At 66.4% G+C, this 21,509-nt stretch carries 19 protein-coding genes; 14 read left to right on the top strand and 5 right to left on the bottom strand.

The features are described 5' to 3' along the window. Window positions 1-37 precede the first annotated feature (37 nt). On the top strand, window positions 38-1,339 hold the full coding sequence (locus tag Q0Q36_RS03995) for a diguanylate cyclase (RefSeq protein ID WP_293795703.1): 1,302 nt from the start codon (window positions 38-40) through the stop codon (window positions 1,337-1,339). Window positions 1,340-1,341: 2 nt separating this feature from the next. On the opposite strand, the gene Q0Q36_RS03990 is transcribed toward Q0Q36_RS03995, so the two are convergent. Further along, the gene (locus tag Q0Q36_RS03990; protein WP_293795702.1) at window positions 1,342-2,271 is read right to left on the bottom strand and encodes a LysR family transcriptional regulator; all 930 of its coding nucleotides are present in this window, start codon (window positions 2,269-2,271) and stop codon (window positions 1,342-1,344) included. Between the two features lie 122 nt (window positions 2,272-2,393). Here Q0Q36_RS03990 and Q0Q36_RS03985 point away from each other — a divergent pair, with 122 nt between their 5' ends. The 5 genes from Q0Q36_RS03985 (at window position 2,394) to nudC (ending at window position 7,649) form a co-directional block, all read left to right on the top strand. Next, window positions 2,394-3,890 (top strand): CoA-acylating methylmalonate-semialdehyde dehydrogenase, encoded by a 1,497-nt coding sequence (locus Q0Q36_RS03985; protein ID WP_293795701.1) that lies wholly within the window; start codon window positions 2,394-2,396, stop codon window positions 3,888-3,890. A gap of 22 nt (window positions 3,891-3,912) precedes the next feature. Further along, on the top strand, window positions 3,913-4,461 hold the full coding sequence (locus Q0Q36_RS03980) for a hypothetical protein (protein WP_293795699.1): 549 nt from the start codon (window positions 3,913-3,915) through the stop codon (window positions 4,459-4,461). Then, window positions 4,458-5,612, top strand: a complete 1,155-nt coding sequence (locus Q0Q36_RS03975; RefSeq protein WP_293795698.1) for an isobutyryl-CoA dehydrogenase — start codon at window positions 4,458-4,460, stop codon at window positions 5,610-5,612. Before Q0Q36_RS03980 ends, Q0Q36_RS03975 begins: the two co-directional genes overlap by 4 nt. Window positions 5,613-5,761: 149 nt before the next feature. Beyond that, complete coding sequence (mmsB, locus tag Q0Q36_RS03970; protein WP_293795696.1) at window positions 5,762-6,649, top strand: 3-hydroxyisobutyrate dehydrogenase; 888 nt, start codon at window positions 5,762-5,764, stop codon at window positions 6,647-6,649. Between the two features lie 43 nt (window positions 6,650-6,692). Further along, window positions 6,693-7,649, top strand: coding sequence for an NAD(+) diphosphatase (nudC, locus tag Q0Q36_RS03965; RefSeq protein ID WP_293795694.1), 957 nt, complete (start codon window positions 6,693-6,695; stop codon window positions 7,647-7,649). 76 nt (window positions 7,650-7,725) lie between these two features. Here the strand turns inward: nudC and Q0Q36_RS03960 are convergent, their stop codons facing one another. Together Q0Q36_RS03960 and Q0Q36_RS03955 are read right to left on the bottom strand one after the other, a co-directional pair. Then, the gene (locus tag Q0Q36_RS03960) at window positions 7,726-8,580 is read right to left on the bottom strand and encodes a prephenate dehydratase (RefSeq protein ID WP_293795691.1); all 855 of its coding nucleotides are present in this window, start codon (window positions 8,578-8,580) and stop codon (window positions 7,726-7,728) included. Window positions 8,581-8,636: 56 nt separating this feature from the next. Beyond that, window positions 8,637-9,371 carry a 3-deoxy-manno-octulosonate cytidylyltransferase gene (locus tag Q0Q36_RS03955; protein WP_293795689.1) on the bottom strand — a complete coding sequence of 245 codons (735 nt, stop codon included), beginning with the start codon at window positions 9,369-9,371 and terminating at the stop codon, window positions 8,637-8,639. Window positions 9,372-9,551: 180 nt separating this feature from the next. On the opposite strand from Q0Q36_RS03955, the gene Q0Q36_RS03950 reads away from it, so the two are divergent. The 6 genes from Q0Q36_RS03950 to Q0Q36_RS03925 all read left to right on the top strand — a co-directional run bounded on the left by Q0Q36_RS03950 (window position 9,552) and on the right by Q0Q36_RS03925 (window position 17,256). Next, window positions 9,552-10,094 carry a cytochrome c family protein gene (locus Q0Q36_RS03950; RefSeq protein WP_265058108.1) on the top strand — a complete coding sequence of 181 codons (543 nt, stop codon included), beginning with the start codon at window positions 9,552-9,554 and terminating at the stop codon, window positions 10,092-10,094. A 177-nt stretch (window positions 10,095-10,271) separates the two neighbouring features. Continuing rightward, window positions 10,272-12,140 (top strand): extracellular solute-binding protein, encoded by a 1,869-nt coding sequence (locus Q0Q36_RS03945; protein ID WP_293795688.1) that lies wholly within the window; start codon window positions 10,272-10,274, stop codon window positions 12,138-12,140. A gap of 7 nt (window positions 12,141-12,147) precedes the next feature. Continuing rightward, a complete protein-coding gene (locus Q0Q36_RS03940) occupies window positions 12,148-13,233 on the top strand; it encodes a microcin C ABC transporter permease YejB (RefSeq protein ID WP_293795687.1) in 1,086 nt (361 codons plus the stop codon). 2 nt (window positions 13,234-13,235) lie between these two features. Further along, window positions 13,236-14,411 carry an ABC transporter permease gene (locus Q0Q36_RS03935; protein WP_293795685.1) on the top strand — a complete coding sequence of 392 codons (1,176 nt, stop codon included), beginning with the start codon at window positions 13,236-13,238 and terminating at the stop codon, window positions 14,409-14,411. After that, a complete protein-coding gene (locus Q0Q36_RS03930; RefSeq protein WP_293795684.1) occupies window positions 14,408-16,036 on the top strand; it encodes an ABC transporter ATP-binding protein in 1,629 nt (542 codons plus the stop codon). The genes Q0Q36_RS03935 and Q0Q36_RS03930 overlap by 4 nt, the downstream gene beginning before the upstream one ends. Before the next feature lie 2 nt (window positions 16,037-16,038). Then, a complete protein-coding gene (locus tag Q0Q36_RS03925) occupies window positions 16,039-17,256 on the top strand; it encodes a phosphopentomutase (protein ID WP_293795682.1) in 1,218 nt (405 codons plus the stop codon). Window positions 17,257-17,259: 3 nt separating this feature from the next. Here the strand turns inward: Q0Q36_RS03925 and Q0Q36_RS03920 are convergent, their stop codons facing one another. After that, the gene (locus Q0Q36_RS03920) at window positions 17,260-18,717 is read right to left on the bottom strand and encodes a methyl-accepting chemotaxis protein (protein WP_293795681.1); all 1,458 of its coding nucleotides are present in this window, start codon (window positions 18,715-18,717) and stop codon (window positions 17,260-17,262) included. After that, a complete protein-coding gene (locus tag Q0Q36_RS03915) occupies window positions 18,714-19,088 on the bottom strand; it encodes a hypothetical protein (protein WP_293795679.1) in 375 nt (124 codons plus the stop codon). The genes Q0Q36_RS03920 and Q0Q36_RS03915 overlap by 4 nt, the downstream gene beginning before the upstream one ends. A gap of 178 nt (window positions 19,089-19,266) precedes the next feature. On the opposite strand from Q0Q36_RS03915, the gene Q0Q36_RS03910 reads away from it, so the two are divergent. Beyond that, entirely contained in the window at window positions 19,267-19,695 is a 429-nt protein-coding gene (locus Q0Q36_RS03910; protein ID WP_293795677.1) for a TadE/TadG family type IV pilus assembly protein, read from the top strand. 37 nt (window positions 19,696-19,732) lie between these two features. Beyond that, on the top strand, window positions 19,733-21,466 hold the full coding sequence (locus Q0Q36_RS03905; protein ID WP_293795675.1) for a pilus assembly protein TadG-related protein: 1,734 nt from the start codon (window positions 19,733-19,735) through the stop codon (window positions 21,464-21,466). Window positions 21,467-21,509 lie beyond the last annotated feature (43 nt).

Below are 21,509 nucleotides of genomic sequence, written 5' to 3'. Positions count from 1 at the left end.
GACGGAAAATTAAACTTGCGGGCGCCCTAGATGGAGCATGGGTGCCCATCAGACATTACAGGCCAGGCCGGAGCCCGTACCGGACGACCGCAAGATCCTCGTGATCGAGGACTCGCGGACCTTCTCGCTCGCGCTGCGGCAGATGCTCCAGGCGGAGACCGGGCTGCCCGTCACAACCTGCGCCTCATTGAAGGAGGTCAGCGACCTCATCGTCGCTGCGCCCGGCGCCTATGCGATCGCCGTCGTCGACCTCAACCTGCCGGATGCCCCGCGCGGCGAGGCGCTCGACTGGACCGTGACGCACGGCATCCCTTCCGTCGTCTTCACCGCGACCTTCGATCTCGCCACGCGCGGGCGGATCATGGAGCGCGAGGTCATCGACTATGTCCTGAAGGACAACGAGTTCGCGCTTCCCAACATCGTCGGCACGGTCAAGCGGGCGCTGAACAACCGCAATACCCGCATCCTCGTCGTCGACGATACCCGGACCACCCGCAAGGTGCTGGCGCGCATGCTGTCGATCCAGCAATATGCCGTGGTCGAGGCCGGATCCGGGCAGGAGGCGCTCGCGATCCTGGAGAGCAATCCCGACATCCAGCTCGTCGTCAGCGACTATTACATGCCCGACATGGATGGATTCGAGCTGGCGCGGCGCATCCGCCGGCATCATCCGGCCGTGCGCGTCCTCGGCATCTCGTCCTCGACCGACCGGCAGACCTCCGCCGGCTTCCTCAAGGCCGGCGCGCATGATTTCGTCTCGCGCCCCTTCGTGCTGGAAGAGCTGCAATGCCGCATCGCCTCCAATGTCGAGGTGCTCGAGCAACTCAAGCAGTTGCAGGACCTCGCGGCGCGCGACTTCCTGACCGGCCTGTTCAACCGCCGCCATTTCTTCGCACGCGGGCGGCAGCTCGTCGGCGAGGCTCGCGAGATGGGCCTGCCGGTTTCGATCGCCATTCTCGACATCGATCACTTCAAGCGGCTCAACGATCGCCATGGGCATGACGGCGGCGACAGGGCGCTGACGGCCGTCGCGCGGACGCTCGGCAGCATGGCGGAGCGCGGCTTCAACCTGCTGGCCCGTATCGGCGGCGAGGAATTCGCCATCATTTTCCCGGGCGCCGATCTTGCCGAAGCCGAGCGCCTGTGCGGCGACATCCGTGCGGCCATCGCCAACACGCCGCTCGTCATAAACGGGGAAACCCTGCCGCTCACGGTCTCGATCGGCGTCGCCGCGCTCGCGCCCGACACCATGCTCGAAACCTGCCTCGGCCAGGCGGACGAGGCGCTCTACGTCGCCAAGCAGGACGGACGCGACCGGGTCCGCACCGCCGCGGCCTGAGCTTATTCGGCCGCGATCCGCGGCTCCGGCCTGTGCTCGCCCATCAGCAAGGCACGCGAGGCTTTCGCTTCCCGCACGACGAAATCGACGATGGCACGCACCCGCGCCACGTCCTTCAGGTCGGCATGGACGAGCAGCCAGAAGGAGCGGGTGATCGAGACCGTCTCGGGCAGGACGGGCACGAGCCGCTTCTCGCCCTCCGCCATGAAGTGATGGATCACGCCGATGCCGGCGCCTGCCGTCACGGCGTTCATCTGGGCGATGACGCTCGAGCTCTGGACATGGGCGCGCAGGCCCTTGGCGACCTCATCGAGATAGTCGAGCTCCGGGGAGAAGATCAGGTCGTCGATATAGCCGATGATGCGATGCTCGAAGAGATCCTCAGGTTTGGTCACCGGCGGCATCGCGGCCAGATATTCCGGCGTGGCGTAGAGGCCGAGGCGGTAGTCGGAGAGCTTGCGGGCGACGACCTTACCCTCCTTGGGCGGGGCGAGCGTGATCGCGACATCGGCCTCGCGCTTCGACAGCGAGAGCAGGCGCGGCATGGCGATAAGCTGGATTTCGAGACCCGGATAGGACTTCGCGAACAACGCCAGCCGCGGCGCCAGGAACGAGGTACCGAAACCGTCGGGCGCGCCGATCCTGACCGTGCCGGAAAGCGCCATGTCGGCGCCGCCGATATCGCTCTGGATCGCCAGCGCCTCTGTCTCCATGCTCTCGGCCTTAGCGAGCAGGCGCTCGCCATGGGCGGTCAGCGTATAGCCCTGTGGGCGGCGCTCGAAGAGCTTGGCCTTCAGCGCCTCCTCAAGCGAGGTGATGCGGCGCGAGACGGTGGCGTGATCAGCGCCGAGGCGGCGCGCGGCGGCGGTGAGCCGGCCCGAGCGCGCCACGGCCAGAAAGAAACGGAGATCATCCCAGTCGAAGCGCTCCAAGGCTCTCTCCCATATTTGTGTTTTCGCACGACTGGCGTTTCACTCTCGCTATAGCCGTGCGCAAACGAGAATGGTAGGGAGGATGCAGGGTCACCACACCATCAGTTCGTAGGGAGGGCGCGATGCGTCAGGTCGGACATTTCATCGGCGGCAAGCATGTCGCGGGCACTTCGGGCCGGACGGCTGACATCTACCAGCCGATGGACGGCACGATCATCGGCAAGGTCGCCCTCGCCTCGACGGCCGAACTCGACGCCGCCGTGCAGAACGCCGCAGAGGCACAGCCGAAATGGGCCGCGACCAATCCGCAGCGCCGCGCCCGCGTGCTGATGAAGTTCCTCGACCTGATCGCGCAGAACAACGACGAGCTCGCCGAACTCCTCGCCCGCGAGCACGGCAAGACCATTCCCGACGCCAAGGGCGACATCCAGCGCGGCGTCGAGGTGATCGAGTATTCGCTCGGCGTTCCCGGCCTGATGAAGGGCGAGTACACCGACGGCGCCGGCCCCGGCATCGACATCTATTCAATGCGCCAGCCGCTCGGCGTCTGCGCCGGCATCACGCCGTTCAACTTCCCGGCGATGATCCCGCTCTGGAAGCTGGGCCCTGCGATCGCCTGCGGCAACGCCTTCATCCTGAAGCCTTCCGAGCGCGATCCGGGCGTGCCGATGCGCCTGGCCGAGCTTTTCATCGAGGCCGGCGGCCCTCCCGGCATCCTCAACGTCGTCAACGGCGACAAGGAGTCGGTCGACGCCATCCTCGACCATCCCGAGATCAAGGCGGTCGGCTTCGTCGGCTCGACCCCGATCGCCGAGTACATCTACAGCCGCGGCTGCGCGAACGGTAAGCGCGTTCAGTGCTTCGGCGGCGCCAAGAACCACATGATCATCATGCCCGACGCCGACATGGACCAGACGGTCGATGCGCTGATCGGCGCCGGCTACGGCTCGGCCGGCGAGCGCTGCATGGCGATCTCGGTCGCCGTCCCCGTCGGCAAGGGCACCGCCGACGAGCTGGTCAAGCGCCTGATCCCGCGCGTCGAGAGCCTCAAGATCGGCCCCTCGACCGACGTCAACGCCGATTACGGCCCTGTCGTCACCAAGGCCGCGATGGAGAAGATCAAGCAATACGTCGATATCGGCGTCCAGGAAGGTGCGAAGCTCCTGGTCGACGGCCGCGACTTCAAGATGCAGGGCTACGAGAACGGCTTCTATGTCGGCGGCTGCCTGTTCGACAACGTCACCAAGGACATGCGCATCTACAAGGAAGAGATCTTCGGGCCGGTGCTCTCAGTGCTGCGCGCCGACACCTATGAAGAGGCGCTGAAGCTCACCAACGACCACGAATACGGCAACGGCACCGCGATCTTCACCCGCGACGGCGACGCGGCGCGCGACTTCGCCTCGAAGGTCCAGGTCGGCATGGTCGGCATCAACCTGCCGATCCCGGTTCCGCTGGCCTATTACACCTTCGGCGGCTGGAAGCGCTCCTCCTTCGGCGACCTCAACCAGCACGGCCCGGACTCGATCCGCTTCTACACCAAGACCAAGACGGTGACGGCGCGCTGGCCGAGCGGTATCAAGGACGGTGCGAGCTTCGTCATCCCGACGATGAACTGAGGCGCCACCGACGGAGGAGGCCATGGAGCGACCGCTGCGGATCATCGCATCGTCGCTCGTCCTCCTCTGTGGCTTGGCTGCGCCGGCCTTCGCGCAAGACGTCCCACCCTCGGCCTCTTTCGACGACGCCCTCTGCGAAACGGGCGTCGTCGAGCACCTGACGCTCGACGGCGCCCAACGCAGCCATTGCCGCCAGCTCTGGCAAAGCCGGATCGAGGAAACCCGCCGGCGCAGCAAGGCGCATGTCGCGCGTATCATCGAGGAGAACCGCCTGCGGCGGGAGCTTGAGGCCAGCCTGCCGCCGCCCCCGCCTCCGCCCGTGACCGTCGAGACCTTCCTCGGCAGCGATCTCGCCTATGGCGACGTGGTGGTGACCCATAAGGGGCCGCGCGTCTTCGTCGGCAAGGCCGGGGAGCCCGCGAGGCCTGAGGATTTCGTAGCCCTCGACTCGGCCCGGTCCCCGCATCGCGGCCACGCGAAGTCCTATGACGGGGCCTATCCGCAGCCCCTACGCCCTCAGGCCGCAACGCAGCCGCCCACCGCCCTCAAGCCCCAGGAGCGCAAGCCTTGAGCCCGTTTTCCCTGACCGAGGACCAGATCGCCATCCGCGACATGGCGCAGGACTTCGCTGCCGAGACGCTGGCGCCCCATGCCGCACGCTGGGACGAGGAAAAGCATTTCCCGGTCGAGGAAATGCGCGCCGCCGCGGCGCTGGGCATGGGCGGCATCTATATCCGCGACGATGTCGGCGGCTCCGGCCTGACCCGGCTCGACGCGGCCTTGATCTTCGAGGCGCTCTCGACCGGCTGCCCGACAGTCGCGGCCTATATCTCGATCCACAACATGTGCGCCTGGATGATCGACCGCTACGGCTCGGACGAGCAGCGCCAGCGCTTCCTGCCGAAGCTCTGCACCATGGAGCATCTGGCGAGCTATTGCCTGACCGAGCCCGGTGCCGGCTCGGACGCCGCCGCGCTCAAGACCAAGGCCGTGCTGGACGGCGACCACTATGTCCTCGACGGACAGAAGCAGTTCATCTCCGGCGCCGGGGTCTCCGACATATATGTCGTGATGGCGCGCACCGGCGAAGCCGGTCCCGGTGGCATCTCGACCATCGTGGTCGAGAAGGACACGCCCGGCCTCTCCTTCGGCGCCAACGAGAAGAAGATGGGCTGGAATGCCCAGCCGACGCGGGCGGTGATCTTCGAGAACTGCCGCGTGCCGGTGGCCAACCGCCTCGGCCCGGAAGGCATCGGTTTCAAGATCGCCATGGCGGGGCTCGACGGCGGGCGGCTGAATATCGGCGCCTGCTCGCTTGGCGGTGCGCAGGGCGCGCTCGACCGGTCCCTCGCCTACGCCAAGGAACGCAAAGCGTTCGGCTCGGCCATTGCCGATTTCCAGGCCCTGCAGTTCAAGCTCGCCGACATGGCGACGGAGCTGGAAGCGGCCCGCAGCCTGCTCTGGCGCGCGGCGGCAGCGCTCGACGCCAAGACACCGGACGCGACCAAGCTCTGCGCCATGGCGAAGCGGATCGCCACCGATACCGGCTTCGAGGTCGCCAACCATGCCCTGCAGATCCATGGCGGCTACGGCTATCTCGCCGATTACGGCATCGAGAAGATCGTCCGGGACCTCCGCGTCCACCAGATCCTCGAGGGGACCAACGAGGTGATGCGGATGATCGTGGCGCGCGGGCTGGTGGGCCGGTCCAAGGGGAACTGACCGCCGAAGGCGGTCATCCCGGACGCCGAAGGCGATCCGGGATCGCGAGACGAGAACGTGCCTTTTCCTGATGACGATCCCGGGTCCGCTCTGCGAGCGGCCCGGGACGACACCGACAACGACGACAAGAACGACGAGAGGATACGACCATGACCAACATCGCCTTCATCGGCCTCGGCAATATGGGCGGCCCGATGGCCGGGAACCTCGTCAAGGCCGGGCATAGTGTCAAAGCCTTCGATCTCGTGCAGGCTTCGAAGGATGCAGCCGCCGAGATGGGCGTCGGCATCGCCGCCTCAGCGAAAGAGGCGGTGGCCGATGCGGAAGTCGTGGTGACGATGCTGCCAGCCGGCAAGCATGTGCTTGGCGTCTGGTCCGATATCCTGCCAGCGGTAAAGCCGGGCACGCTCCTGATCGATTCCTCGACCATCGATGTCGAGAGCGCCCGCAAGGCCCATGCGCTTGCGGGCGAGCGCGGCTGCCTCTCGCTTGATGCCCCGGTTTCGGGCGGCACCGGCGGGGCGAAAGGTGCGACGTTGACCTTCATGGTCGGCGGCACCGAGGATGCCTTCGACAAGGGCGAGCCGGTCCTCGCCAAGATGGGCCGCAAGATCGTGCATTGCGGCGGCGCCGGCAACGGACAGGCCGCCAAGATCTGCAACAACATGATCCTGGGCATCTCGATGATCGGCGTTTCCGAGGCCTTCGTGCTAGGCGAGAAGCTCGGCCTGTCGCATCAGGCGCTGTTCGACGTCGCCTCGACCTCGTCGGGCCAATGCTGGTCGCTGACCACCTACTGCCCGGTGCCGGGCCCGGTGCCGACCTCGCCCGCCAATAACGAGTACAAGCCGGGCTTCGCATCGGCGCTGATGCTGAAGGACCTGAAGCTTTCGCAGGAAGCGGCGCAGGCGGCGGGCGCCTCGACCCCGCTCGGCGCGGCGGCCGCGCAGCTCTTCGGGCTGCACAATGCCTGGGGCGAAGGCGGCACGGATTTCTCCGGCATCATCCGCCTTCTGCGCGGACGCGGGGAGGCGTGAGACGCGCTTGCGCGGCAAGGCGTCGCGGGTCTAGACCCAAGGCATGAACGACGCCCTGCCTCGCCGCGAACGCTCCTCCCTCACCGGCTTTGCGATCAACCGGCTCGACCGGCGCGAAGACCTGCGCAACAAGCCCGACGCGGTGACGGCCTTGCGCCACCGCTCGGACACGCGGATCGCGGTCGTCGCCGGCGAAACGCCGATCCTGAAGCGCCTCGACGGCGAGGCGCTGACCGTCTGGTTCAGCCATGGCGAGACCGAGATGCTCGGCCCGGCCGCGGAAGAGATCTTCATGGGGCTGGCCGAAGACGGCACGCCCCGCTTCGGCCGCCTGCTCGACAAGGCCCTGGTCGAGCCGCTGAAAGAGCGGGCCGAACTGTTCGTCACGGACCTGCGCTCGGTCGCGCTGAAGCGCATCGTGCCGGAGGACGAGGTCGGGCCGCTCGGCGAGGCCAAGGCGGTGCTCGACTGGCATGCGCGTCATCGCTTCTGTGCGCAATGCGGCGGGCAGACGGTCGCCGGCGCTTCGGGCTGGCGGCGCGAATGCACGTCTTGCGGCGCGCTGCATTTCCCGCGCACTGACCCGGTCGTGATCATGCTGGTGACGCGCGGCGATGCCTGCCTGCTGGCGCGCCAGGCCCGGTTCGCGCCGGGCATGTATTCCTGCATCGCCGGCTTCGTCGAGCCGGGCGAAACGATCGAGGATGCGGTCCGGCGCGAAAGCTGGGAAGAGGCCGGCTTGAGGGTCGGCAATGTCCGCTATCTCGCCTCGCAGCCCTGGCCCTTCCCCTCCTCGATCATGATGGGCTGCATCGCCGAGGCGCTCGGCGACGAGATCACGCTCGACATGACCGAACTGGAGGAAGGCCGCTGGTTCCCGCGCGAGGAGGTGCTGCAGATGCTGGAAGGCAAGCATCCCGATGGCCTCGCCTGCCCGCAGCATATCGCCATCGCCAACACGCTGGTGCGCGCCTGGGCGCTCGAAGGCGAACGGATTTAGGTCCCCGGGCCTGCCGAAAGCAGGCCCGGGAGGCTTGCGATGAAATGATCGCAGCTTCCGGCGACAGCCTACGCGGCTACTCGGCAGGCTCCTCGATCGTCGAACGGAAGTCGTTGGCGGGATAAACGCCCATGATCTTCATCTCCTTGGAGAAATAGGAGAGTTCGTCGAGCGCGCGCCGCAGCGCCGGATCGTCGGGATGGCCCTCGACATCGGCATAGAACATCGTCGCCGAGAAGTGGCCGTCGACCATGTAGCTTTCCAGCTTGGTCATGTTGATGCCATTCGTCGCGAAGCCGCCCATCGCCTTGTAGAGCGCGGCCGGGATGTTGCGGACGCGGAACATCAGCGTCGTCACCGTCCGGCCCGCGCCCTGACGGGCATATTCCGGATATTTCGAGAGCACGACGAAGCGCGTGGTGTTGTGCTTCTCGTCCTCGATATCCTCCATCAGGATATTGAGGCCGTAGACATCAGCCGCGATGCGCGGGGCGATGGCGGCGCGCGTCGGATCGCCGGCCTCCGCGACCTGGCGCGCGGATCCTGCCGTGTCGGCCGCGACCTCGGCCTTGAGGCCGAGCTTGCGGATGATCTTGCGGCACTGGCCGAGCGCATGGATGTGGCTCTGCACGGTCTTGACCGTCGCCAGCGTCGCGCCTTCCACGCCCATCAGGTGAAAGCGGATCGGCAGGAAATGCTCGCCGATGATGTGCAGCCCCGAGCGCGGCAGCAGGTGGTGGATATCGGCGACGCGGCCGGCGATCGAATTGTCGATCGGGATCATGCCGTAGCGGGCCGTGCCGTCGCTGACGGCCGAAAGCGCATCCTCGAAGGTGGCGCAGGGCAGAAGCTCGCAGTCCGGAAACACCTGAAGGGCCGCCTGCGAGGAGAAGGCTCCGGGCTCACCCTGATAAGACACGACGAAGGACATGGGACGACTTCAGGCTCCTGGGCTTCTTGTTATGACGCGGCTTGGCCGATCCGGCCTCAGCGGGATGTCAGGACCGCGCGGGCGCGGTCGAGATCGGGCGGCGTGTCGACGCCGCGCGGCACATGGTCGATGACCATGACGTCGATGCGCATGCCGGCCTCCAATGCACGGAGCTGCTCCAGCTTCTCGCGCAATTCCAGCGGCGATTGCGGCAGGCTGACGAAACGGTCGAGCGCGGCGCGGCGGTAGGCATAGAGGCCGACATGATGATAGAGCGGCCCCTCGCCATACGGCGCCGTGGCACGCGTGAAATAAAGGGCGCGCATATGGCCCGGCGCGATCTCGCTGCCGACGAGCTTCACGACGCTCGGCGCCGTCTTCTCTTCTTCATCATCGATCACGCCCGCGAGCGTCGCGATATCCACAGCCGGATCGGCGAGCGGCTTCACCGCAGCGGCAATGGCGGAAGGGGCCAAGGTCGGAAAATCCCCCTGGACGTTGACGATGATGTCGTAGTGCCTGTCAGGGTCGAGGATATCCGCGGCTTCCTTGATCCGATCCGAGCCGGTCTGGTGGCTGGCGCTGGTCATCACCGCCTTGCCGCCGGCGGCCTCGATCGCAGCCGCGATTTCCGGCGTATCGGTCGCGACAGCGACGTCTCCGGCCCCGGATTGGACCGCGCGGCGCCAGACATGAACGATCATCGGCTCGCCGTGGATGTCGGCGAGCGGCTTGCCGGGCAGGCGCGTGGCCTGCATGCGGGCGGGGATCAGGATCAGCGGACGGGCCATTTTTGGGGCGTGCTCGGCTCGGGCGGCAAAAAGTCTCAAACGGTGCGTGCTTATACGAGTTGCAATGAAGCGCGCAAAGCGGTTAAGCAACGGCGGAAGCTGGAGCCTTTCAAGACTCCGGCCAAGCGCTATCTCGTCTCCCGCGCCTTGGGCTGCGGAGGGCACCAGGGTTCGGATACGATGAACATCGAAGCCAACAAGATCGCCGGCGCGGTTCTCTCCACGCTGCTCGTGGTGATGGGCCTCAACATGACGGCCGGCATCGTCTTCGCGCCGAAGAAGCCGGCGGTGACGGGCTTCGACCTGCCGAGCGAGGAGCCCGCGCATGGCGGCGGCGCAGCCGCCGCAGTCGCAGCCGAGGATCCGATCGCGGTTCGCCTCGCCAAGGCCGATCCGGCCAAGGGCGAGAAGGCCACCGCCGCCTGCAAGGCCTGCCACACCTTCGAGAAGGGCGGCCCCAACAAGGTCGGCCCGCATCTCTTCGGCGTCTATGGCCGCAGCGAAGGTTCTGTCGAAGGCTTCGGCTATTCCGCGGCGATGAAGGGCCGCAATGACAAGACCTGGGATGCCGACGGGCTCGACCACTTCCTGAAGAACCCCAAGGCCTATGTGCCGGGCACCGCGATGGCCTTTGCCGGCATCGCCAAGCCCGAGACCCGCGCCGACGTCGTCGCCTACCTGAACTCGCTCTCGGATTCGCCGCAGCCGCTGCCGAAGCCCTGATCCTCGCCGACTGCGACCATTCGCTCCAAAAAGCCGGGCTTTCGCCCGGCTTTTTGTTTGGCCGCGCCTTGCTCCCGCCTTCGGCTTGCCGGCACAATCCCGTCCCTTCCAGCCATTGCCGTAACCTTCCGCGCAGGCGACACAGGACAACGGCGAATCAGATGGAGACGTGAAACAATGGCGATGCGCATCACACGCCGCAGGTTGCTGGAAGCCGCAGGTGCCGCGACAGTCGCAGGCGCGCTGCCCGCACTTCCCGGCACGGCGCGGGCGCAGGATGCCGAATCGCACGGGCTCTCGACCTTCGGCGAACTTGCCCTGCCCGCGGACTTCCCGCACTTCGCTTATGTGAACCCGAAGGCGCCGAAAGGCGGCTCCATCACCGTCCAGATCAAGCGGGCGGGCGGCAACCAGAGCTTCGACACCTTCAACACGCTCAACACCTTCGTCCTCCAGGGTGATGGCGCGGCCGGCATGGATGCCTGTTTCGACAGCCTGATGGCCGGCTCCGGCGACGAGCCCGGCTCGCTCTACGGCCTGCTGGCGAAGAGCGTCGCTGTTTCCGCGGACAAGCTGACCTACCGCTTCCGCTTGCGGCCCGAAGCGAAATTCCATGACGGCTCTCGCATCACGGCCCGCGACGCCGCCTTCTCGATGAACATCCTGAAGGCGAAGGGTCATCCCTCCTATCGCCTGCTGCTCAACGAACTCGTCTCGTCGGAAGCCGAGGGCGACGACATCCTCGTCGTGAAGCTCTCGCCAAAGCGCGGGCGCGACCTGCATCTCGTCGTCGCCGGCCTGCCGGTCTTTTCCGAGAAGTACTGGTCGACGCGGGATTTCGGGGCCTCGACACTGGAACCGCCGCTCGGCTCGGGCGCCTACAAGGTCGGGCGCTTCGAGCAGGGCCGCTTCATCGAATTCGACCGGGTTCCGGACTACTGGGCCAAGGACCTGCCGGTGAATATCGGCACGAATAATTTCGACCGGGTGCGCTGGGAATATTTCCGCGACCGGCAGGTGGCGTTCGAAGCCTTCAAGGCCGGCGCCATCACCTTCCAGGAGGAATTCACCTCGCGCATCTGGGCGACGGGCTACGATTTCCCTGCGGTGAACGAGGGCAAGGTCAAGAAGGAGAGCCTGCCGAAGACCGAGCCAGTCGGCTCGCAGGGCTGGATTTACAATCTCCGGCGCGAGAAATTCGCCGATCCGCGCATCCGCGAGGCGCTGGGCCTGGCCTTCGATTTCGAATGGACGCGCAAGACCATCATGTTCGGCTCCTTCGAGCGCATGACCTCTTATTTCGAGAACTCGGACTCCAAGGCGGTCGGCAAGCCCACGGCCGAAGAGCTCAAGCTGCTCGAGCCCTGGCGCGGCAAGGTGCCGGACGAGGTCTTCGGCGAGCCCTTCCTGCCGCCGGTCTCGGACGGCTCGGGCAGCGACCGCGCCCTGCTGCGCAAGGCCGACGAGATGCTGCGCGCCGCCGGCTGCAAGCGCGACGGCAACGTGCTGAAGCTGCCGAATGGCCAGCCTTTCGAGATCGAGTTCCTCGATTCCAGCCCGGCCCTGCAGCCGCATACCCAGCCCTTCCAGGCCAATCTCAAGCGGCTCGGCATCAACGCGACATCGCGCCTCGTCGACCCAGCACAGTACCAGCGCCGCCTCGACGAGTTCGATTTCGACATCATCAGCCGGGCGCTCTCGGGCGGTGCGATCCCGAGCGACTCGCTCCGCATCGTCTATGGCTCGGAGGCCGCGAAGACCAAGGGCTCGCGCAATGCCGCAGGGATCAGCGACCCGGCCATCGACGCGATGATCGAGACCATCGGCCAGGCCAAGACCTATGCCGAGTGCATCGTCGCCGCCAAATGCCTTGACCGCCTGCTCCGGGCCGGGCGCTACTGGATTCCGATGTGGTGGAACGACGAGGAATGGCTGGCCTATTGGGACATGTACGACCGGCCGGCGACCAAGCCGAAATACTCCTCCGGCGCGCCGGGCATCTGGTGGTACGACGCCGAGAAGGCCAAGCGGATCGGAAAGGCGTGACCCGGGCATGCTGAGCTATATCGCCCGGCGCCTCGCGCTGATGGTGCCGACCCTGTTCGGCATCCTGCTCGTTTCCTTCGTCATCGTGCAGTTCGCGCCGGGCGGGCCGGTCGAGCGCGTGATCTCGCAGCTCCAGAACCCCAATAGCGGCGCGTCCGACCGCGTCGGCGGCGGCCAGGGCGGCGATGCCGGAGCGCAAAGCGACGGCTCGGCCTATCGTGGTGCGCAGGGGCTCGACCCCGCCTTCATCAAGGAGCTGGAAAAGCAGTTCGGTTTCGACAAGCCGGCGCATGAGCGCTTCCTGAAGATGCTCGGCGATTACGCCCGCTTCGACTTCGGCCGCTCCTATTTCCGCGACGCGCCGGTTCTTCAACTCATCAAGGAGAAGCTGCCGGTCTCGATCACGCTCGGCCTGTGGATGACGCTGATCTCCTATGCGATCTCGATCCCGCTCGGCATCCGCAAGGCGATGAAGGAGGGCTCGCGCTTCGATACCTGGACGAGCGCGGTGGTCATCGTCGGCTATGCCATCCCGAGCTTCCTGTTCGCGATCCTGCTGATCGTGCTCTTCGCCGGTGGCTCGTTCTGGCAGATCTTCCCGCTACGCGGCCTGACCTCCGACAACTGGGCCGAGCTCAGCCTCTTCGGGAAAGCCAAGGACTATCTCTGGCATATCGCGCTGCCGGTGCTCGCCATGGCGCTCGGCGCCTTCGCCACCTCGACGCTGCTGACCAAGAACTCCTTCCTCGACGAGATCCGCAAGCAATACGTGCTGACGGCCCGAATGAAGGGCCTGAGCGAACGGCGCGTGCTCTACGGCCATGTCTTCCGCAACGCGATGTTGATCGTCATCGCCGGTTTCCCCGGCGCCTTCGTCCACGCGCTCTTCGCGGGCTCGCTGCTGATCGAGACGATCTTTTCGCTCGACGGGCTTGGCCTCCTCTCCTTCGAGGCGATCGTCAACCGCGACTACCCCGTGGTCTTCGCCAATCTCTACATCTTCTCGCTGATCGGCCTCGTCGTGCACCTGATCACCGACCTGACCTATAGCTGGGTCGATCCCCGCATCGATTTCGAGAGCCGGGAGGCGTGAGCATGAGCGACACGCTGATCGACGTTCCCCCGCCGGCCCTGCGCAGCGATATCCCGCTCGCGCCGGCCGAGGCCAAGCAAGGCTGGCTCAAGCTCTCGCCGATCAACCGGCGCCGGCTCAACAACTTCAAGGCCAACAAGCGCGGCTGGTGGTCGCTCTGGCTCTTCCTCGCGCTGTTCGTGCTCTCGCTCTTCGCCGAGTTCATCGCCAACGACCGGCCGCTCGTCGTGCGCTACAAGGACGAGTGGCTGTTCCCGGTCGCGGTGAACTACCCGGAAGAGAAGTTCGGCGGCTTCCTCGCCACCACCGATTATCGCGACCCGGTCATCGCCAAGGAGATCGCCGCCAACGGCTTCGCGATCTGGCCGCCGATCCGCTACTCCTACCGCACGCATAATCTCGACCTGCCGGTGCCGGCCCCTGCCCCGCCGACCTGGATGCTCAAGGATGAGCAGTGCAAGACGATCGCAGAGCGCACCGGCGGATCGACCTGCCGCGATCTCGAATGGAACTGGCTCGGCACCGACGACCAGGGCCGCGACGTGGTCGCGCGCCTGATCTACGGCTTCCGCATCTCCGTGCTGTTCGGGCTGATCCTTTGCGCCTTTTCCTCGGTGATCGGCATCGCGGCCGGCGCCATCCAGGGCTATTTCGGCGGCTGGACCGACCTGATCTTCCAGCGGCTGATCGAGATCTGGACCTCGATCCCCGCGCTCTATCTGTTGATCATCGTCGCGGCGATCATCACGCCCGGCTTCTTCGTACTGCTCGGCATCCTCCTGCTGTTCTCCTGGGTCGCGCTGGTCGGTGTCGTCCGCGCCGAGTTCCTGCGGGCGCGCAATTTCGAATATGTCCGGGCGGCCCGCGCGCTCGGCCTCTCCAACCGCACGATCATGATCCGGCATCTGCTGCCCAACGCGATGGTCGCGACGCTGACCTTCCTGCCCTTCATCCTGAACGGCTCGATCACCACGCTGACCTCGCTCGATTTCCTTGGCTTCGGCCTGCCCCCGGGCTCGCCCTCGCTCGGCGAGTTGCTGGCGCAGGGGAAGTCGAACCTTCAGGCGCCCTGGCTCGGCCTCTCCGGCTTCATCGTGATCGCCCTGATGCTGTCGCTGCTGATCTTCATCGGCGAGGCCGTGCGCGACGCCTTCGACCCGCGGAAGACCTTCGCATGAGCGCGCCGCTGCTTTCCGTCGAAGACCTCTCGGTTGCCTTTCGCCAGGGCGGGCGAGAGACGCTCGCCGTCGACCATGTTTCCTTCTCGATCGCCAAGGGCGAGACGCTGGCGCTGGTCGGCGAATCCGGCTCGGGCAAGTCGGTCTCGGCCCTGTCGATCCTGAAGCTCTTGAACTATCCGGCGGCGCATCACCCCTCCGGCAAGATCCTGTTCAACGGGCAGGACCTGATCGCGGCCGACGAGGACGCGATGCGAAAGGTGCGCGGCAACGACATCACCATGGTGTTCCAGGAGCCGATGACCTCGCTCAACCCGCTCCATACGATCGAGCGGCAGATCGGCGAGATCCTCGAACTGCACAAGGGCCTGCGCGGCGAGAAGGCGCGCGCGCGCACGCTGGAGCTGCTCGACCTTGTCGGCATCCATGATGCCGCGAGCCGGCTCGACGCCTATCCGCACCAGCTCTCGGGCGGGCAGCGCCAGCGCGTGATGATCGCGATGGCGCTCGCCAACGAGCCGGAACTGCTGGTCGCCGACGAGCCGACCACGGCGCTCGACGTCACCGTGCAGGCGCAGATCCTCAAGCTGCTGAAGGAGCTGCAAGGCCGGCTCGGCATGGCCATGCTGTTCATCACCCATGACCTCGGCATAGTCCGGCGCATCGCCGACCGGGTCTGCGTCATGCTGAAGGGCAAGGTCGTCGAGCATGGTCCCGTGGCCGAGATTTTCGCCAACCCGCAGCACGAGTATACCAAGCGCCTGCTTGCAGCGGAGCCGAAGGGCCGCCCCTCCCCCGTGCCGAGCGACGCGGCAACGCTGCTGGAGGCGGGACCGGTCAAGGTCTGGTTCCCGATCAAATCCGGCTTGCTGCGCCGCGTCAGCGGTCATGTGAAGGCCGTGGACGGCATCTCGGTGAAGGTACGCGAGGGCGAGACACTCGGCGTCGTCGGCGAGTCCGGCTCGGGCAAGACGACGCTCGGCCTCGCCATCCTCAGGCTGATCTCCTCGGAGGGGCCGATCGTCTTCCTCGGCGACCGGATCGACGGCTTGTCCAGCAAGCAGGTCCGGCCGAAGCGCAAGGATTTGCAGGTCGTCTTCCAGGACCCTTATGGTTCGCTCTCGCCGCGCATGTCGGTGGCCGAGATCGTGGCCGAGGGGCTTGCCATCCAGCAGCCGAACCTGACCTATCAGCAACGTCGCGAGATCGTGGCGCAGGCGCTCGCCGATGTGGGCCTCGATCCGGCGGCGATGGATCGCTACCCGCACGAGTTCTCGGGCGGCCAGCGCCAGCGCATTGCGATCGCGCGCGCCATGGCGCTCGATCCGAAATTCGTGGTGCTGGACGAGCCGACCTCGGCACTCGACATGTCCGTGCAGGCGCAGATCGTCGAATTGCTGCGCGGGCTGCAAAGCAAGCGTAAGCTCGGCTATCTCTTCATCAGCCACGACCTCAAGGTCGTCAGGGCGCTGTCGCATCGGGTGATCGTGATGCAGAACGGCAAGGTGGTCGAGGAAGGCCCGGCGGAGACGATCTTCGCCCAGCCGCGGGAGGCCTATACGCAGGCGCTGCTGGCGGCCGCCCTCAATCTCGATACCGCCAGTTCCACTGCTGTGAGGGACTGAACATGGCGCGCGCGCTGCTCATCGTTCTGGACTCGGTCGGCTGCGGCGGAGCAGCCGATGCAGCCGCCTATGGCGATGCCGGCTCCGACACGCTCGGCCATATCGCGGAAGCGTGCGCCGATGGACGCGGCGACCGCGCAGGCCTGCGCAGCGGACCATTGGAACTGCCGAACCTGGTACGGCTAGGCCTTGCCCATGCCTGCGAGATTTCGACCGGCCGGCCGCTCGCCGGCGCCAAGAAGCCGGCCCAGCCGGAGGGGCGTTGGGGCTATGGCGTCGAGGTGAGCCAAGGCAAGGACACGCCGTCCGGTCATTGGGAGATCGCCGGTTGCCCGGTGCCGTTCCAGTGGGGCTATTTCACCGATCTCGAGAACGCCTTCCCGCCCGAGCTCGTCGCCGGCATCGTCAAGGAAGGCGCCCTGCCCGGCATCCTCGGCAACAAGCATGCCTCGGGCACCGTGATCATCGACGAACTCGGGCCGGAGCATATCCGGACGGGCAAGCCGATCTGCTACACTTCGGTCGATTCCGTGCTGCAGATCGCGGCGCATGAGGAGCATTTCGGACTGGACCGGCTCTATGCCCTCTGCAAGATCGTGCGCGGCCTCGTCGATCCCCTCAGGATCGGCCGCGTGATCGCGCGACCCTTCGTGGGCTCTCCGGAGGAAGGCTTCACCCGCACCGCCAACCGCAAGGATTTCGCGATACCACCACCGGACGAGACGATCCTCGACCGGCTGATCGCGCAAGGACGCTCGGTCGTGACTGTCGGCAAGATCGGCGACATCTTCGCCCATCGCGCGACGGGCACCGAGATCAAGCCCTTCGGCAATGCCGCGATGCTCGATGCGGCGCTGGAGGCCTGGGATGGCCTGCCGGATGGCGGGTTCTGCTTCGTCAACCTCGTCGATTTCGACACCGAATTCGGCCACCGGCGCGACATTCCCGGCTATGCTGCGGCGCTGGAGGCTTTCGACCGCCGCCTGCCGCATATCGAGGCCGCGCTGAGGCCGGGCGACATCGCCGTCGTCACCGCCGACCACGGCAATGACCCGAGCTGGCCCGGCACCGACCACACGCGCGAGCATGTGCCGATCCTTGCCTTCGGTCCCGGTATCGGGACCGAGCCGCTCGGGCGCCGCAGCAGCTTCGCCGATATTGCGGCGAGCCTCGGCACCTTCCTCGGCATCGGGCCGGTCGGTCCCGGTCGCTCCTGGTAGGGTTCAGGCGGCAGCAACCCGGCCGCAGAAGCTCGCCACGTCCTGACGAATCTCCTGCGCCTGCTGGGCAAGCGCGCTGGCGGCATCCTGCAATTGCTGGGCGGCGCCATGGGTCTGGCGGGTCATGACCTCGAAGCCGCCGGCGACATCGGCGCTGCGTTGCGCACCCTCGAAGGACAAACGGACCTGATGGGCGATCTCGGCGGTGGCGCGGCTCTGTTCGTCGACGGAGAGCGCGATCGCATTGGCGACACTCTCGACCTCGCCGATCGCGTCGACGATATCGCGGATCGCCTTGAGCGAGCGCTGCGAGGCCTGCTGCATCGTGCCGATCTGGTGCGAGACCTCGTCCGTCGCCTTGGCGGTCTGGGCCGAGAGCGTCTTGACCTCGCTGGCGACGACGGCGAAGCCGCGGCCCATCTCGCCGGCGCGGGCCGCCTCGATCGTCGCATTGAGCGCCAGCATGCTGGTCTGGGCGGCGATGCCCCGGATGATCTCGACGACAGCGCCGACATTCTCGCTGCTCTGCGCGAGATGCTCGATCTCGGCGCTGGCGCGTCGGGCGAGCTCTGCCGCCACCTTCGAGCCATCGGCCGACTGGCTGGCATTGCGGCCGATCTCGCCGATGGAAGCTACAAGCTCGGTGCTGGCAGCCGAGAGGTGGTCGATGCTGTCCATCGTGCCCGCGGCCGAATCGGAGACCATCGCGGTCTGGCCCCGTACACGGTCTGAAGTTTCCGTCAGCGCACCGGCTTCGGTCTTCATCGCTGCGGCGGAGTTGTCGAGCACGGCCATGGCCTGCTCCATCTGGGCGCGGAATCCAGCGACGACATCGCGCAGCATCTCGGCGCGGCGCCCGAGCTCCTCGGCGAGGTTGCGCTCCTTTTCGCCGGCGACACGCTCACGCTCGGCAACTTCCTGCGCCCGCGCGAGGCTCTGCTCGTTCACCGCGAACATGCGCTGCAGCACCACGGCGAAGACCGCAAGGAAAGACGTCTCGATGATGACGATCACCGCATGGAGCAACACGCGCCACAGATTGCCGCCCTGGTAGAAGACCGCCGCCGGCAGCACATATTGCAGAACCAGATGATGCGCGGCCGTGAGCACGGCGCCCATCAGGATCGGCCGCCAGTCGCAGAAGCCGGCCAGCAGAGCCAGCACCGCGAAATAGTACATGTGGATGTCCGGCTGCCAGGCATGGCCGGCAAAGCTGAACACCAGAATCGAGACCTGCCCGATCAGGACGGCCGCGATGACGAGTTGGGTCACGATGGCCGGGCCGGCCAGACGGTAGGACAATACGGCCGCGAGGGCGGCCATCGCAGCCATGAGAACCGGAACGAAGCCAGAGCTCTCATTGGCCCAGAAGGCAAGCGCAAGCAGCGGCACATGGAGCAGCCCAAGCGCAAGCAGAGCCTGCGCGACCCTGTTGCGGACCGCCGACAGGGACCAGATCATGACAGTTTTTCCGTTTGGCCGGGGATGTCGAGGCATCCGGCCAGGCCTGCGAGGACAAGGGAGAACCACGCTCCTTGGGGCAATGACGGTGCCTGTCCGCCCGGCGTCGGCGCCACCACGACGATGGCGGAGAAGCGGCCACTGCGCAGGACGCGATGGCCGGCGGCGAAGCTGCGAGCGATCGCCTCGGCGCCATCGGTCCAGGGCGGGAAGACGATGGCGACCGGCACGCTGCCGTCGGCCGCCCGCGGCAGGCTCACGAGCGCCCCGAGGCTGACCAGCAGACACACCAGCCCGACGACGAAGCCACCGGCAGGCGACAACCGCTCGACGCGAGCTGCACCCGTTTCCGCAGGAGATGTCGAAGGCATTGGCGGGAAATGTCTCGAAGCGACGGCGACGTGAAGGCGAAGCAAACCCGCCGGCGTAAAATTTTACTTAAGCCGTTCACCTGGGTTGAAGGGTGATCGTTCGTCCGGACGGGTGTTTACCTTTCATCAACGGGGGAGTTTTACAACTTTTAGTTGTATTCATTTTCAAGGAACGGCCATGATGCCTGCCCTGCCCCGCTACTTCCGAGACCAGCGCGCAACGACCGCCATCGAGTTCGCCTTCGTCGCGCCGGTCCTGCTGCTGCTTCTTGTCGGCATCATGGGCTACGGCTACGTCTTCGGCATCTACCACAGCATCCAGCAGATCGCTGCCGAAGCGGCCCGCTCGTCCGTATCGGGCTTGAGCGACACCGAGCGATCCCAGATCGCCCGCGATTTCGTCGCGGCCCATGCCGGCTCCTACGCGTTCATCGATCCGGAGAAGGTCAGGGTTCGCACCGGCAAGACCGGCCCGCAATTACAGAGTTTCGAGGTCGCGGTCGCCTATGACATGAGCGGCTCGGTCTATGACAATCTCAGCCGGCTGGTTTCGCTTCCGCAACCGATGATTGAGCGCAGGGCCATCGTCCAGCGCGGCGGATACTGAGCGCTTTTTTGAGGATCTCATGCCAGCGGAGGCATCCATGCTCGGGCTCAGGAACTTCGCGGGCGACCAGAAGGGTGGCACCGCGATCCTCTTCGCGATCTCCGCGACCATGCTGTTCGGCTTCGGGGCGATGGCTGTCGACGTCGGCAATTTCTTCTACGAGAAGCGCAGGCTGCAGACCGCCAACGACCTCGCCGCCCTCGCGGCGGCGAGCGACCTGCCGCGGGCGCTCGCCGCCGCCCAGTCCAGCGCAACACTGAACGGCTTTTCCGGCGGCACGATCCAGGCGTTGCAGACCGGCATCTATACCCCCGACCCGAAGCGGACACCGGAGGCCCGCTTCGTGCCGAGCCCAGCCACGACCGCGAACGCCGTCAGGATCAATATGCAGACCACCGCACCGCTGCTGCTCGGGCGGGTCCTGACGTCATCGGCAAGCGCCCTGCAGACGCAAGGGTCGGCTCCCGGCTCCGCTGGAGGCGTATCGACCCTGGCCAGCACCAGCGGCGACCTGCCGATCGATTCCAGCGCCATTGCCGTTCAAGATGCCCAGGCCTCGTTCGCTGTCGGCTCGCGCCTGCTCAAGCTGGATGGCGGGCTGCTCAACAGCCTGCTCGGCGGATTGCTGGGCGGCAACGTCTCGCTCTCCGTCATGGATTACGATGCGCTGATCAAGGCCCGCGTCGACCTGTTCGATTTCGCGAAGCGCCTCGCCATCCGCCTCAACCTGACGGCAGCGACTTATGACGATGTCCTCAAGGCCGATGCCCGTCTCGGCGACGTGCTGGCGGCCGTGGTCGACGCCTCGCGCGACAACGACGCCCGCAGCAGCACCGCGACCGCGGCGCTCGGCCGGATCGCCACCACATCCGTGAGCAACCTGCCGGTCAATCTCGCCTCCCTCATCTCTTTCGGGCCTGCAGGCGAGAAGCCGCTCTCGGGCCCCAAACCGCTTGCGGCTTCGCTCTCGGCGCTCGACATCGTCTCGGCGGTCGCCCAGATCGCCAACGTCAATCGCCAGATCGATGTCGGCCTCAACCTCAATCTGCCCGGCATCGCCGCCGCCTCGTTGAAGCTCGGCATCGGCGAGCGGCCGGTCGGCACCAGCCTGATGCGCGTCGGCCGCACGGCCACCAGCGTCCATACCGCTCAGACGCGGCTCCTGCTCACTGTCGACCTCGTCGGTACGGGCGCGGCCTCGCTGGTCCGGGTGCCTGTTTATCTCGAACTCGCCGCCGCGACGGCCCGGCTCAACGGCATCCAATGCGCGCCAGGCGACGTCTCGACGTCGCGCGTCACGCTCGGCCTGACGCCGGCCCTGGTCGACGCCTGGATCGGGCAAGTCTCGATGGCGGAGTTCAACAATTTCAGCACGGCGCCGAATCCGCCTGCCGCGACGCTTCTGAACGTCGCCGGGCTCGCCAAGGTCAGCGGCCGCGCCCATGTGACGATGACCAATCTTTCGGAAGCCACGATCAGCTTCAGCTATCCGGAGATCCAGCGCGGCGACAAGAAGACCACCTCGACCCAGAATTTCGTCGCGACGCTGCTCGGCAGGCTCGTCGGCGACCTGGAGCTGCGAGTGGAAGCCCTGGGGCTCGGCCTTGGGCTGCCCGGACTGGACGGGCTGGTCAGCGGCATCATCGCCGGCGCCGCGACGCCGCTCGACCAGATCCTGAACGGTGTGCTCGGCACGCTCGGCATCGGGCTCGGCCAGGCGGATAGCTGGGTCACCGGCGTGCGCTGCGGCGGGGCCGTGCTGGTGCGGTAAACGATGCCGGGACATCAATGCTGGAGACCACGCCGTCATGCTC

Origin of the sequence: uncultured Allobosea sp. (assembly GCF_945957345.1) — a bacterium.
Classification (GTDB): Bacteria; Pseudomonadota; Alphaproteobacteria; order Rhizobiales; family Beijerinckiaceae; genus Allobosea.
This window is presented reverse-complemented; position numbering and strand designations above follow the sequence as displayed.